We start from the raw sequence: 14199 nt of genomic DNA, 5'->3' as shown, positions 1-14199 counted from the left end.
CGGTGAACGTAACAGAGAGACAGGTATGGAAACGCCCCCGCCGCCCACCCCGCGCACCGAGCCCACCGACGCCGACGTCGAGGCCTTCAAGCAGCAGCTCGGGCGGCCGCCGCGCGGACTGCGCGCGATCGCGCACCGGTGTCCGTGCGGGCAGCCGGACGTCGTGGAGACGGCCCCCCGGCTGCCCGACGGCACGCCCTTCCCGACGCTGTACTACCTGACGTGCCCGCGGGCCTCGTCGGCCATCGGCACGCTGGAGGCCGAGGGCGTGATGAAGGAGATGACGGCCCGGCTGGAGACCGACCCGGAGCTCGCCGCCGCGTACCGCGCCGCCCACGAGGACTACATCCGGCGCCGGGACGAGATCGAGGAGCTGAAGAGCTTCCCCAGCGCTGGCGGCATGCCGGACCGGGTGAAGTGCCTGCACGTGCTCGTCGCGCACAGCCTGGCCGCGGGGCCGGGCGTCAACCCGCTCGGTGACGAGGCCCTGGCGCTGCTGCCGGAGTGGTGGCGCAAGGGCGCGTGCGTGACCGTGGCGGACGAGACGAACGAGGCGGCGAACGAGATGAACGAGATGAACGAGACGAACGAGACGAACGAGACGAACGAGGGGGTCGGCAAGTGACCCGCGTGGCCGCCGTCGACTGCGGTACGAACTCCATCCGGCTGCTCGTGGCCGACGCGGACCCGGCGACCGGTGAACTGGTCGATCTGGACCGCCGGATGACCATCGTGCGGCTCGGCCAGGGCGTCGACCGCACCGGACGGCTCGCCCCCGAGGCGCTGGAGCGGACGTTCGCGGCCTGCCGTGAGTACGCCGCGATCATCAAGGAGCACGGCGCCGAACGGGTCCGCTTCGTCGCCACCTCCGCATCCCGGGACGCCGAGAACCGGGACGACTTCGTGCGCGGGGTCGTGGACATCCTCGGCGTCGAGCCCGAGGTCATCACCGGCGCCGCGGAGGCCGAGTTCTCCTTCACCGGCGCGACGAAGGAGCTGGCGGGCCGGACGGATCTGCACCGGCCCTACCTGGTGGTGGACATCGGCGGTGGTTCGACCGAGTTCGTCGTCGGCGAGGACCATGTCCGGGCGGCCCGGTCGGTCGACGTCGGCTGCGTCCGGATGACCGAGCGTCACCTGGTCCGGGACGGGGTCGTCTCCGACCCGCCGTCCGAGGAGCAGATCGCGGCGATGCGGGCGGACATCGAGGCCGCCCTCGACCTGGCCGAGGAGACGGTGCCGCTGCGCGAGGCCAGGACGCTGGTGGGGCTGGCGGGGTCGGTCACCACGGTGTCGGCGATCGCCCAGGACCTGCCCGAGTACGACTCGGCCCGCATCCACCACTCCAGGATCGGCCGGGACCGGGTCCGCGAGATCACCGAGTGGCTCCTGCACTCCACCCACGCCGAGCGCGCCGCCGTACCGTCCATGCATCCCGGGCGTGTCGACGTGATCGCCGCGGGGGCCCTCGTCCTTCTTTCGATCATGGAACGCACCGGCGCGGAGGAGGTCGTCGTGAGCGAGCACGACATCCTCGACGGCATCGCCTTCCACGCGGCGGCGGGCGGGGCGCCGGCCCGGGGCGCGCGCGACGCCGTCTCCTTTCCCGGTGGGGCGGGACGCGATCGGGGATGAGCACCCGGAACGCGCGACGGCCCCGGTTCCCTGTGATGAGGAGCCGGGGCCGTTCGTCCCGGCCCGCGCCGGCCGTCCGTCAGTCGCAGAGGAGGACGATGACTCCGCCGCACTCCTCGCCGTCGCCGCCGTAGCCGTGGTGGGGCCGGCTGGACGGACGTGGCCTTCGTGGTACGGGTGTGCCGCGGCGGACTCGGCCGTCACACCCCGAGGCCGGGGACGATGCCGAGGGCGGCGCCGACCGGAGCCGTGCGGGAAGCGGCCCGCAGGAGGGCCGGAGTGGCCGACCGCGTGACGGTGCGGGTGACCGGTGACGGTACGGGTCACGGCCGGCGCGGGCTCGGTGCGTCACCGGCCGGCGGCGCCGGACGAGCAGGTCGACCCGCGTGTGGGCGTGGCGGGAGACCCTCCGGCCGCCGCTCCGGCACTGCCGGGATTGCCCGCCCCGGAAAAGTTCGTGAAGTTCTTCACAAGGAATTCGGCCCGGTAGGAGCACGGAAGGGTGCCTGTTGACCCTTCCGAGGGGTGAACAGGGTCTTGAACATGTTCAGACGGGCCGTGTACGGAGTGGCCGGAGGTCCCTTGCGAGAGGGCCCGCGGGGCCCTCCCGGACCCTTGGGAGGGTCAGAGGGGCAGCTCACGCGCCATTGACAACGGGGTCCACCGGGCCGTGGTTCCCGATCGTGACCATGACTTGCCTCACGCGGGCCGGGGAGTGTAGCACGGGACCCGGAAGTGCTTGTGAAGGGGCGCACGAGCTCCCCCTCGGAGGTGGGTGGATACTCGATGGCATGAGCACCACGGAGCGTCCCAGGATCCTCGTAGTAGGCGGTGGGTACGTAGGCCTGTACGCAGCTCGGCGCATCCTGAAGAAGATGCGCTACGGCGAGGCGACCGTCACGGTCGTCGACCCCCGGTCGTACATGACCTACCAGCCCTTCCTCCCCGAAACCGCCGCCGGCAACATCTCCCCGCGCCACGTCGTCGTCCCGCTGCGACGCGTGCTGCCCAAGGCGGAGGTGCTCACCGGCCGGGTCACCACCATCGATCAGGACCGCAAGGTCGCCACGATCGCCCCGCTGGTCGGCGAGGCGTACGAGCTGCCCTTCGACTACCTCGTCGTCGCGCTCGGCGCGGTCTCCCGCACCTTCCCGATCCCCGGCCTCGCCGAGCAGGGCATCGGCATGAAGGGCATCGAGGAGGCCATCGGCCTGCGCAACCACGTCCTGGAGCAGCTGGACAAGGCCGACTCCACGACCGACGAGGAGATCCGCCGCAAGGCGCTCACCTTCGTCTTCATCGGCGGCGGCTTCGCCGGTGCGGAGACCATCGGCGAGGTCGAGGACATGGCCCGGGACGCGGCCAAGTACTACACCAGCGTGTCCCGTGAGGACATGCGCTTCATCCTCGTCGACGCCGCCGACAAGATCCTTCCCGAGGTCGGTCCCAAGCTCGGCAAGTACGGCCGCGAGCACCTGGAGAGCCGGGGCGTGGAGGTCTACCTCTCGACGTCCATGGACTCCTGCGTCGACGGCCACGTGGTGCTGAAGAACGGCCTCGAGGTCGACGCCAGCACCATCGTCTGGACGGCCGGCGTCAAGCCGAACCCGGCGCTGTCACGCTACGGCCTCCCGCTCGGCCCGCGCGGCCACATCGACTGCGAGCCGTCGCTCCAGGTCAAGGGCACCGACTACATCTGGGCCGCGGGCGACAACGCCCAGGTGCCCGACCTCGCCGCCCGCAAGGCCGGTGTGGAGAACGCCTGGTGCCCGCCGAACGCCCAGCACGCGCTGCGCCAGGCCAAGGTGCTCGGCGACAACGTGGTGTCCGGCATGCGGGGCTTCCCGCAGAAGGACTACAGCCACGCCAACAAGGGCGCGGTGGCGGGCCTCGGCCTGCACAAGGGCGTGGCGATGATCGTCATGGGCAAGATGAAGATCAAGCTCAAGGGCCGACTCGCCTGGTACATGCACCGTGGCTACCACGGCATGGCGATGCCGACGTTCAACCGCAAGATCCGCGTCTTCGCCGACTGGACGCTCGGCATGTTCCTCAAGCGCGAGGTCGTCGCCCTCGGCGCGCTGGAGTCCCCGCGCGAGGAGTTCTACGAGGCGGCCAAGCCGGCGCCGGTCGCCGCCGCCCCGAAGACCGGGGAGAAGGCGAAGGCCTCCTGACCCCAGGTCACCGGTGAGTCTGAGGGGCCGCCCGCCATCCGTGGTGCGGGCGGCCCCTTCGCCGTGTCCGCAGGGGCCGCCCGCGCCACCCGGCCCGGCGTCGGCCAGGTGGTCTCCGTACCCGGTGCCCCGTCAGTCAGGTGATCTCTGCGCCGGGCTCCGCGGCACGACCGGGCGAGGGTGGTACAGCACGCATGTGAGCACCCCTCCGCCGCCCGGTCCTCCGGCGGGCCCTCCGCCGGGCCCCCTGTACGCGAGTCACGCCCCCGGCCCGCCCGAGAGGCGGCGCCCCTGGTGGCGCAGGACGCCCGTGCTCGTCGGTGCCGGTGCCGCCGTGGCCGCGATCGGTGCCGCCGTCGCCCTGGTGCCCGTTCTCGCCGGCCCCGACCAGGAGCCGGAGCGGATCAGAACCGCCGCCGAGGCCCGGGACGTCGCCAAACGAGTGGCGCTGACCCCCGCGGACTGGGGTTCCGGCTACGTTCGCAGCGATCCCTACGAAACGGACGACGTCACCCACTACGTCGCCGACGACAGCTGCTACATCGTGGCGCAGCGACCGGCGACCATGCTGGCCGGGCTGCAGCGCAGCGTGCAGAAGTCGGATCAGTCGGTCGGCGCCACCTCGGGGGTCATCGTCCACCGGGACGCCGCCTCGGCCACGACGGACATCGCCCGGATGCGCGCCGATGCCGCGCGCTGCCCCACGGAACTGGACTCCGCGAGCAAACAGAAGTGGGAGAACGTACGCGCCCTCGACCTCCCGGACCTGAAGGGCTCCGACGAGGTGGCGGGCGAGGAGGGGCACTTGGTCGTCGACCATACGGGCCTGAAGGCGGACACCTACTACACACAGCTCACGGCCCGAAAAGGACAGGTCCTGATGCAGGCGACCGTGGTGCGCACAGCAAACCAGGGACACAACCGGGAGGACGCCGTGAACGCCCTCTCGGTCATGCTGAGCCGCCTTTAGCGGGTCCCTGGGTCCGGGAGGCGTCCCGGCTCACAAGGACCGGGTGGCCGCGTCGCCGCCCGACAGCTCGAGGCCGTTGAGGACCCGCAGGTAGTCGGCTTCCATCGCCTGCTGATCGTCCGTGGTGCCCAGGACCACCACCTGGACCATGTACGGGCCGAGGTCGATGAGGCGAGTGTCGCCGGCCGTGCCGTCCGTGGCAGTGAGAGCCGCGTCGAGGGCAGGCAGGCCTTCGGCCGTGGTCCCCTCCTGAACGTCCTCGCCGGTGAGCGTGGCGCCGGAGGACTGGGCGGCGTCCTTGTTGTGCATGTCCAGCTGCTTCTGGAGAGAGCCCGTCAGGTCCCACCCCTGACCGTCGTCCGGGCCTTCGAAGACGGTGAATCTGATGAATCCGTAGTCGGTCGTCACATCGTGGACGCGAGCCTCGATGCCGTCCTCGTCGATGGTCTCGGTATGAGCCTGCCCGGGCAGCTGGACCGTGACGCCGCTCGGCGCGTCCGTCGTCTGCGTCCACTGTGCGGCGGCGTCGGCGCTGCCGGCGCTGCCGGCGACCGTCGTCGTGACGACGCCGACGGGCGCCGCCGCCGCGAAGGCGCTGGTGGGCACCAGCACGCCTGCGGTGATCACCGTGGTCGAGGCGGCGAGCAGGGCGACGCGCTGGATCTTGGAAAGGCTGGTCATGCGAGATCACATCCAAAGGTGTTCCGGGAGGTGGAGCCGAACGTTTCGGCCCGTCTCCATTAGGGCCGGTGACCCCGGATCGCAGCACGCCCCTTCATGTAGTGGCTTGACCGGTCGCACCCGCTCGGGTAACGCGGGAGTGTGACGGTTCGGCCAACGTGTCGGCAGAGGCACGTGGAGGGGAATGACGTCGGCGTGCGCGGTCGTTTCCCCCGCCAGCGATGGAGACGATCCAGCGGGCTCATTCCTTTCACCGGAGGTGTGCCATGGCCGACGCCGCGTCGCGGCTGAGGAGTCTTGCCGAGCAGATGCTGGGAGCGCCGCTCCCGCTGAGGGTGCGGGCCTGGGACGGCTCGCAGGACGGGCCGCCGGAGGCGCCGGTGCTCGTCGTACGCAACCGGCGCGCCCTGCGTCACATGCTCTTCAAGCCGGGCGAACTGGGACTCGCCCGCGCCTGGGTCGCCGGAGACCTGGGCGTCGAGGGCGACCTGTACACGACTCTCGGTGTCGTGTCCGGGCTGGTCTGGGAGCGGGGGGAGGACGCCCGTGGCCTCGTCGAGGCACTGCGCGACCCCGACGTACGGGCGGCCGTACGGGAGCTGGTGAAGCTCGCCGGGCCCCCGATCCCGCCCACCCCGCCCCAGGAGGAGGTCCGCAGGCGCGGTCATCTGCACACCCGGCGCAGCGACAAGCGGGCCATCAGCCATCACTACGACGTCGGCAACGACTTCTACGAACTGGTCCTCGGCCCGTCGATGGTCTACTCGTGCGCCTACTGGCCGGCCGCCGACAGCGACGGCACCCTGGAGTCGGCCCAGCGCGACAAGCTCGAACTCGTCTGCGCGAAACTCGGGTTGAAGGAGGGACAGCGGCTGCTGGACGTGGGCTGCGGCTGGGGTTCGATGGCCGTCCACGCGGCGCGCGAGCACGGGGTGAGCGTCGTCGGGATCACGCTCTCCCAGGAGCAGGCCGTGTACGCCCGCAAGCGCGTCGCCGGCGAGGGACTCACCGACCGGGTGGAGATCAGGGTCCAGGACTACCGGGACGTCGTGGACGGCCCCTACGACGCCATCTCCTCCATCGGCATGGCGGAGCACGTCGGGAGCGAACGGTACCTGGAGTACGCGCGCGCCCTGCATGCCCTGCTGAAGCCCGGCGGACGGCTGCTCAACCACCAGATCGCCCGCCGCCCCCAGCGGGACGAAACGACCTACCGGGTCGACCCGTTCATCGACGCCTACGTCTTCCCGGACGGCGAACTCGCCCCCGTCGGCACCACCGTCACCCAGCTGGAGCGGGCCGGCTTCGAGGTCCGGGACGTGGAGTCGATCCGCGAGCACTACGCCCACACCCTGCGCCGCTGGGTCGCTCGCCTGGAGGCCGACTGGGACCGCGCGGTCCGCCTGACCAGCCCCGGCCGCGCCCGCGTCTGGCGCCTGTACATGGCCGCGTCCGCGCTCGCCTTCGAACGCAACCGCATCGGCGTCAACCAGGTCCTGGCCGTGAGGACCCCCGACTCCGGGGCCTCCGGGATGCCGCTGCGTGCCCGTACCTGGAACAGCTGAACGGCCAGGGGCCCCGCCTCCCGAAGGAAGCGGGGCCCCTGGCCGCCGTACAGCCGGGACTACTCCGACTTGATCGCCGTGAGCATGTTCAGGCGCGCCGCCCGGCGGGCCGGCCACAGGGCCGCGAGTACGCCCACGACCGCCGCCAGCAGCAGGAAGACCGCCATCCTGGTCCAGGGCAGGACCAGTTCGTACGTCGCCATCCTCGAACCCAGCAGCTCACCGGCCGCCCAGCCGAAGAAGACGCCCAGGCCGATGCCCAGCACACCGCCGAACAGGGAGATCACCAGGGACTCCAGGCGGACCATCCGCTTGACGCCCCGGCGGTCCAGGCCGATCGCGCGCAGCATGCCGATCTCCTGGGAGCGCTCGAAGACGGACATCGCCAGGGTGTTGATGACGCCGAGGACCGCCACGATCACCGCCATGGCCAGCAGGCCGTAGAGCATGTTCAGCATCAGCGTGAACATCTGGGCGATCTCGTTGGAGAGGTCCTGCTTGTCCTGCACCTTGATCGCCGGGTTGGTGCCGAGGGCCTTCTCCAGCTTGCCGGCCACCGCGTCGGAGGGGCCGCCGGACGTCCTGACCATGACCAGCATGTCGGCCGGGTCCTGCTGGTGCGGCGCGAGGGTCGCGGTGTCCAGCATGATCCCGCTGATCATTTCGTTGCCCTGGTAGACCCCGGCCACCGTCAGCCGCTGCTTCCTGCCGTCCTCGTAGGCGACGGTGAAGCTCGACCCCGCCTTCCAGCCGTGCGACGCGGCCGTCTCGTCGTCGACGGTGACGTCCGTGCCGCCGACCCTGAACGAGCCCTGCTCGACCTCGAGATCGGTCAGTTCGCCGAAGGTGGCGCCAGAGACGCCGGTGAGGAACTCGGTCTCGCCGTCGATCCGGGAGACGGCGTTGCGCATCGGGCTGGTGGCGGTGACGCCGTCCGCCCGCTCCAGCTTCTCGGCGACGTCCGGCGACAGCGCGTTGCCGTTCGCCATGGAGACCACGTAGTCGGCCTTGATCGCGTCCGAAGCCATCTTGTCGATCGACTTCTGCAGGCTGCCCGCCATCACCGTCATGCCCGTGATCAGGGTGAGGCCGATCATCAGCGCCGAGGCGGTGGCGGCGGTGCGGCGCGGGTTGCGCACCGAGTTCTGCCGGGCGAGCTTGCCGGAGACGCCGAACACCCGCAGCACCGGTGCCGCGGCGGCGATCAGGGGGCGGGACAGCAGCGGCGTCAGGATGAACACACCGATGATCAGCAGGACCGCCCCGAGCCCCATCGGGGCCTGCCCGTCCGAGCCGTCCATCGTCGTCGCCGCGAGGACCACCGCGACGCCGGCCGCCGAGAACAGCGAGCCCAGCGTGTTGCGCAGCACCAGCGACTTGGTCGTCGCCTTGGCGTGCAGGCTCCCCATCGCCGCCACCGGCGGGATCTTCGCCGCGCGGCGGCCCGGCAGCCAGGCCGCCAGCACGGTGACCAGGATGCCGACGGCGAGGGCGGCGCCCACCGTGCCCGGCGTGATCACCAGGGGGCCGTCCGGTACGGGCGCGTCGAAGCTGCCCATCAGGGAGCGCAGCCCCGCACCGATGCCGATGCCGGCGACCAGGCCGACGGCGGCCGCGACCGCACCGACGACGAACGCCTCGATCAGCACCGACCGGGTGACCTGCTTGCGGGAGGCGCCGACCGCCCGCAGCAGCGCCAGTTCCTTGGTGCGCTGGGCGACCAGCATGGTGAAGGTGTTGGCGATGATGAACGTGCCGACGAACAGCGCGATACCGGCGAACACCAGCAGGCCCTGCTTCAGCCCGCTCATCGAGGAGGCGATCGTCTCCGCCTGGTCGTCGGCGAGCTGCTTGCCCGTGGTGGTCTCCACGGCGCCCTTCGGCAGCGCCTTGTCCAGCGCGGCCTTGAGCGCGGCCTGGGTGACGCCGGGCTCCGCCTTGACGTCGATCTCGTCGTACGTGCCCACCTTGCCGAACAGCTTCTGCGCGGTCGCCGTGTCGAACAGGGCGAGGCTGCCGCCTGCCGCGACGTTGCCGTCGTCGGTGGTGAAGATGCCGGTGACCTTCGGCGTGAGGACGGGCCCGTCGACCGACAGCCGCACCGTGTCGCCGACCTTGTAGCCGGTGCGCTGCGCGGTCTCGGAGTCGATGAGGAACTCGCCCCGGCCCTTCGGGGCGTGGCCGTCGACCAGCGGGTACCGGGGGTCCTCGGAACCCCAGTAGTTGCCGCCCTGGGTGCTGAAGCCGTCGCCGATCAGCTTGCCGTCCTTGTCGGCGATGGCGGTGAACCCCTGCACGACGCCGACGGCCGAGGCCGCGCCGGGCACCTCGGCACTCCGGTCGAGCAGGGCTTCGGTCAGTTCGTGCTGCTTGCCGACCCGGTCGCCCTCGGCGTCCTGGAACCCGGGGCCGACCGCGACGTCGACCTGGTCGAAGCCCTTGGCGGACTTGCTCTGGTAGGCGTCGGAGATGGTGTTCGTGAAGACCAGCGTCCCCGACACGAACGCCACGCCGAGCATCACGGCGAGGACGGTCATCAGGAGCCGGGCCTTGTGCGCGAGTACGTTGCGCAAGGCGGTGCGGAACATGGAGGTCTCAGTCCTGAGTCTGTGGGTGAGGGGACGTCAGCTGGTGCGGCCCTTGGCGTCGAAGTCGGGGGTCTGGGGGCTGCCCCCGGAGAGATGCAGCATGCGGTCGAGGACCGAGTCCGCCGTCGGCCCGTACACCTCGTCCACGATCCGGCCGTCGGCGAGGAAGACGACGCGGTCCGCGTACGCCGCCGCCACCGGGTCGTGCGTCACCATGACCACCGTCTGGCCCAGCTCACGCACGGAGTTGCGCAGAAAGCCCAGCACCTCGGCGCCCGCGCGGGAGTCGAGGTTTCCGGTGGGCTCGTCACCGAAGATGATCTCGGGACGGGAGGCCAGGGCGCGGGCGACGGCGACGCGCTGCTGCTGGCCGCCGGAGAGCTGGGACGGGCGGTGGCCGAGCCGGTCGGACAGGCCGACCATCGCGATCACGGTGTCCAGCCACTGCCTGTCCGGCTTGCGCCCGGCGATGTCCATCGGAAGGGTGATGTTCTCCAGGGCGGTCAGCGTCGGCAGCAGGTTGAACGCCTGGAAGATGAAGCCGATCTTGTCGCGGCGCAACTTGGTGAGCTGCTTGTCCTTCAGGGAGCCGAGTTCGGTGTCGCCGATGCGCACCGAACCGGAGGAGAAGGTGTCCAGGCCGGCGACGCAGTGCATCAGGGTGGACTTGCCGGAGCCGGACGGGCCCATGATCGCGGTGAACTCGGCCTGCCGGAACTCGACGGAGACCCGGTCCAGGGCGACCACCTGGGTCTCGCCCTGTCCGTAGATCTTCGACAGCTCCGTGGCGCGTGCGGCCACGGTGGTGGTCCGGTTGGCGACGGGTGTGGTGGTCACGGGGTGGCGCTCCTGTCGGGACGACGGGGTGGTTCTTGGGACGTGCTCCATCGTCTCGGCCGAACGGCGCCATGTAGTCAGCCGTTGTTCCGGTTCCCGGGGCAGTCTCCGGTCGCACCGCGGACGCCCGTGTCATACCTGGGGATGACGGGCGGGCCCTACGGGATCCCCGGTCGGGAGGACCTGTCGAAAACGGGTGGAGCCACCTCGTTCGGGCGGTGAAATTGCGTCATTCCGTATGCGCGGGCGAGTCTCGCACGTAAGGCTGTTGGCAAGTGCGGACGGCGCGTACCGAGTGCTGATGCACCCTCAGGCGTCAATAGAATAAGACAACATGGGGCCGTCCTTCCGCTGTTCGGGGGACGCGCCCAGATAGGCTCGGGACCTCGAAGCGGAGCCCATGGCCTGCCCGGATGGTGGAATGCAGACACGGCGAGCTTAAACCTCGCTGCCCCTCGCGGGCGTACCGGTTCAAGTCCGGTTCCGGGCACTCGGGCATTCACCCCACCTGACCTGGTGCGATGGTCAAGTGGGGCCGCCTCTTTCGTGGAACTTGGGAGCACGCTGGGAGCACGCGGCGTACAGTCCCGTGCCATGGCGTACGTAGCACCACGAAAGAACGCGGATGGTGTCGTCACCAGCTACCAGGTGAAGTGGAACCTCGGGGGCGACAGAACCAACCAGCAGGTCGAGCGCTTCGACGGCGACGAGGACGGCCGGGCCGCGGCGGAGGTCTTCAAGGAAGCGGTCAACGAGCACGGCCAGCAGTGGCCGCCTGGATGGGTCAAGGGCGAGGGATACATCGACGCGGGAGCGCAACCCCTGCAAGCTGGTGCGGCTGCCACGCACGGACGACGAGGGCGCGCTGGACGACGAGCGCACCGAGGACATGGAGTTCATGACACCGGACGAGGTGGCCGGCCTGGTCGCCTGCTTCAAGCGGCCGGAGGACCAGGTGCTGGTGCGCGTGGCGTACGGCACCGGGATGCGCTGGGGCGAGATCACCGCCCTGGCCGCGCGACACGCCCGTAACCCGTCCGCCGGCCTCTTCGAGCTCAAGGTGGCCCGGGCCTGGAAGCGACGGCCGAAGACGCACCCGCAGCCCGGTGCCTACCTGGGCACGCCCAAGAGCAAGGCGTCCCGGCGCACCGTCGACATCTCGGGCGGTCTGTGGCAGGAGCTGCTGGGGCACGGCCTGGCCGGTCTGGCCAAGGACGCGCTGATCTTCCACAACGGGCAGGGCGAGCGGCTGGTGTACAGCACGTTCTACGACCGGTGGGTGGCGGCCGTCACGGAGGCCAAGGAGCGGGGCCTGATCGCTGACTGGAAGTACCCCACGTTCCACGACCTGCGCCACAGCCACGTCGCCGCGTTGCTCTCGGACCGCCACAGCCCGAAGTACGTCCAGGAGCGCCTAGTACTCCAGCTGTAGATCGTGATCTTGCTGGCCAGGGCTGGTGCGGGCATGGGTGCGGCCACCGTTGGTCATCGTGAGTTGTGTGGACTGACGAAGAGACGGTGGCCGCAGGTCACAGCATAGATCCCTCCCGTTGGCGGGACGCGTTCGAGGCCCTGATGGGCCGGATCGCAGGCCGGTTCAGCCGCTACGAACCACGGCTGCGGGCCGGGCGGTTGGTGCTCGGCCTGCTGTCGGACCTGCCGCGCAAAAACTGCTGGACGATCGCGGAATGGGCCGGGGAGGCCAGCCCGCACGGCATGCAGCATCTGCTGTCCCGCGCCGTCTGGGATGCCGACGCCGTCCGTGATGACGTGCGTGAATACGTCGTCGAGCACCTCCACGACGAGGCCGCGGTCCTGGTCGTCGACGAGACCGGCGACGTGAAGGAGGGCACCCACACGGTCGGCGTCCAGCGCCAGTACACCGGAACAGCCGGACGGATCGAGAACTCCCAGGTCGCGGTCCACCTCGTCTACGCCGGGATGCGCGGGCACGCGGCAGTGGACCGGGAGCTGTACATCCCACGCTCCCGGACGTGCGACCCGGACCGCTGCCGGGCCGCCGGGCTCGGCGAGGACACCGTCTTCGCGACCAAGCCGGAACTGGCCCGCACGATGATCGAACGGTTCCTGGACGCCGGACACCACGTGGGCCGGGTCACCGGGGACGAGGTCTACGGCGGCAGCCCAAGACTCCGTACGGCTCTGGAGGAACGCGGCATCGGCTATGTCCTCGCGGTGGCCTGCTCCGCCGAAATGCACACCAGCGCAGGCAAGTTCCGCGCTGATGCCCTGGCATGGAAGGTGCCGAAGCGGGCCTGGCAGAAGCTCTCGGCCGGACGCGGCGCGAAGGGGCAGCGGTTCTGCGACTGGGCCGTCATCGACCTCGCCGAGCCGGCCCCGGGCCGCCACCAACTGCTGATCCGCCGCAACCGCAGCACCGGTGAACTCGCCTACTACCGCTGCCACTCCACCACGCCGACACTCCTGCCCACTCTCGTCACGGTCACAGGCTCCAGATGGAGGGTGGAGGAGACCTTCCAAACCGAGAAGGGGCTGGCCGGACTGGACGAGCACCAGGTCCGCCGCTACCCCTCCTGGGCCCGCTGGGTCACCCTCGCCATGCTGGCCCACGCCTTCCTCGCCGTCGTCCGCGCCGACGAACACGCACACCGCCCCACGCCGGACGACCTGATCCCACTGTCCTGCAACGAGATCTGCCGCCTGTTCATCACGCTCGTCGTCCAGCCCGCCCGCGACGCGGCCCACCGGCTTGCCTGGTCCGACTGCCGCCGTCGCCACCAGGCACGATCACGCACCAGCCACTACCGGCGACAAGCCGCATCCCAGACATGAAAATCACGATCTACAGCTGGAGTACTAAGCCGACCAGAGTGGCGGCCGCGACAGCGGTGATCATGGTCCGCTGGAATTGGTTCATCGTCTCTTCCCCTCGGAAGCCTGCGCACTGCGCAGTTCAGTCACCGGTTGCCTCGTGGTTGCCGTTGGCGGCTCTTAGCGCCCTTTACTGATGCTGTCAAGTTCCGAGTTTCCGGAACGTGACCTCGTTGTGCGGCTCCGGCTTACTTGAAGTGCGGGCCTCGCCGGGAACCACCGGACCGGAGACGAGGTCAGGCAGGAAAAGCGCGGAACAAGCGCGGAACTAATATTCCTCATTTCACAGGAGTAGAGAAATGGCTCGTGACATCAGCACCCGCGAAAACACCACTCGGAAGCGCCGGATGATCATCGGTACGACGGTGGCGTCCGCCGTGGCGGTCGCCGGAGGCGTCCTCCTGCCCGCCGCGGCGGCGTCGGCCGCGCCGCTGCAGGAGACGTCGGCGGTGTCCTTGGTCGACGGCGACCACAAGGACAAGCACAAGGACAAGCACAAGAAGAAGGGCAAGAGCAAAGGCAAGAGCAAGGGCAAGGGCAAGTACTGCTGGCAGAAGAAGAGCAAGCGCTCGTGGGACAAGAAGCACAAGCAGTGGTACTGCTGGGGCAAGTACAACTACAAGTTCTATTGGGACGAGCACTTCGAGGTCTATTACATTTGGAAGGGCCCCAAGCGGTACTACTGCTGGGAGACGCGGAACGACTACTACTACTGGGAGAGTCACCGCGTCAGCTACAAGTACTGGGATGTAAAGAACCACGACATCTGGAAGCCGGGCAAGCATGACTGGCCGCAACACCCGGACGACCCGAAGCATCCGGACGGCGGGAAGGACACGGACAAGGGTCCGGACGGCGGGAAGGACACCGACAAGGATCCGGACGGCGGGAAGGAC

General features: G+C 69.8%; 11 protein-coding genes and 1 tRNA gene. 9 read left to right on the top strand and 3 right to left on the bottom strand.

Annotated features, from left to right (window positions below; translation table 11 throughout):
* Window positions 1-25: 25 nt before the first annotated feature.
* From ACGF8A_RS18515 to ACGF8A_RS18500, 4 genes are all read left to right on the top strand, one after another.
* On the top strand, window positions 26-625 hold the full coding sequence (locus ACGF8A_RS18515; protein WP_393109351.1) for a DUF501 domain-containing protein: 600 nt from the start codon (window positions 26-28) through the stop codon (window positions 623-625).
* Window positions 622-1635 (top strand): exopolyphosphatase, encoded by a 1014-nt coding sequence (locus tag ACGF8A_RS18510; RefSeq protein WP_393109349.1) that lies wholly within the window; start codon window positions 622-624, stop codon window positions 1633-1635. The genes ACGF8A_RS18515 and ACGF8A_RS18510 overlap by 4 nt, the downstream gene beginning before the upstream one ends.
* Before the next feature lie 791 nt (window positions 1636-2426).
* Entirely contained in the window at window positions 2427-3809 is a 1383-nt protein-coding gene (locus ACGF8A_RS18505; protein ID WP_393109347.1) for an NAD(P)/FAD-dependent oxidoreductase, read from the top strand.
* A 310-nt stretch (window positions 3810-4119) separates the two neighbouring features.
* Window positions 4120-4779, top strand: a complete 660-nt coding sequence (locus ACGF8A_RS18500; RefSeq protein ID WP_393109345.1) for a hypothetical protein — start codon at window positions 4120-4122, stop codon at window positions 4777-4779.
* Window positions 4780-4809: 30 nt separating this feature from the next.
* On the opposite strand, the gene ACGF8A_RS18495 is transcribed toward ACGF8A_RS18500, so the two are convergent.
* Window positions 4810-5460: a hypothetical protein gene (locus tag ACGF8A_RS18495; protein WP_393109343.1), complete on the bottom strand. Its 651-nt coding sequence runs from the start codon at window positions 5458-5460 to the stop codon at window positions 4810-4812.
* A gap of 266 nt (window positions 5461-5726) precedes the next feature.
* Between ACGF8A_RS18495 and ACGF8A_RS18490 the strand changes: the two genes are divergently transcribed.
* Complete coding sequence (locus tag ACGF8A_RS18490) at window positions 5727-7025, top strand: class I SAM-dependent methyltransferase (RefSeq protein ID WP_393109341.1); 1299 nt, start codon at window positions 5727-5729, stop codon at window positions 7023-7025.
* A 59-nt stretch (window positions 7026-7084) separates the two neighbouring features.
* On the opposite strand, the gene ACGF8A_RS18485 is transcribed toward ACGF8A_RS18490, so the two are convergent.
* Complete coding sequence (locus tag ACGF8A_RS18485) at window positions 7085-9613, bottom strand: ABC transporter permease (protein ID WP_393109339.1); 2529 nt, start codon at window positions 9611-9613, stop codon at window positions 7085-7087.
* A 36-nt stretch (window positions 9614-9649) separates the two neighbouring features.
* Complete coding sequence (locus ACGF8A_RS18480; protein WP_393109337.1) at window positions 9650-10450, bottom strand: ABC transporter ATP-binding protein; 801 nt, start codon at window positions 10448-10450, stop codon at window positions 9650-9652.
* A 407-nt stretch (window positions 10451-10857) separates the two neighbouring features.
* Between ACGF8A_RS18480 and ACGF8A_RS18475 the strand changes: the two genes are divergently transcribed.
* The 4 genes from ACGF8A_RS18475 to ACGF8A_RS18460 all read left to right on the top strand — a co-directional run.
* A tRNA-Leu gene (locus tag ACGF8A_RS18475) sits at window positions 10858-10940 on the top strand.
* A gap of 342 nt (window positions 10941-11282) precedes the next feature.
* Entirely contained in the window at window positions 11283-11882 is a 600-nt protein-coding gene (locus tag ACGF8A_RS18470; RefSeq protein ID WP_393109335.1) for a tyrosine-type recombinase/integrase, read from the top strand.
* A gap of 143 nt (window positions 11883-12025) precedes the next feature.
* On the top strand, window positions 12026-13264 hold the full coding sequence (locus tag ACGF8A_RS18465; RefSeq protein WP_393109333.1) for an IS701 family transposase: 1239 nt from the start codon (window positions 12026-12028) through the stop codon (window positions 13262-13264).
* Between the two features lie 338 nt (window positions 13265-13602).
* Window positions 13603-14199: hypothetical protein (locus ACGF8A_RS18460; protein WP_393109331.1), on the top strand; the 597-nt coding region annotated here is incomplete at its 3' end.

Origin of the sequence: Streptomyces sp. NPDC047706, assembly GCF_043204795.1 — a bacterium.
Lineage (GTDB): Bacteria > Actinomycetota > Actinomycetes > Streptomycetales > Streptomycetaceae > Streptomyces.
The sequence above is the reverse complement of the archived record's forward strand: the minus strand, read 5'-3'. Positions and strand labels throughout refer to the sequence as shown.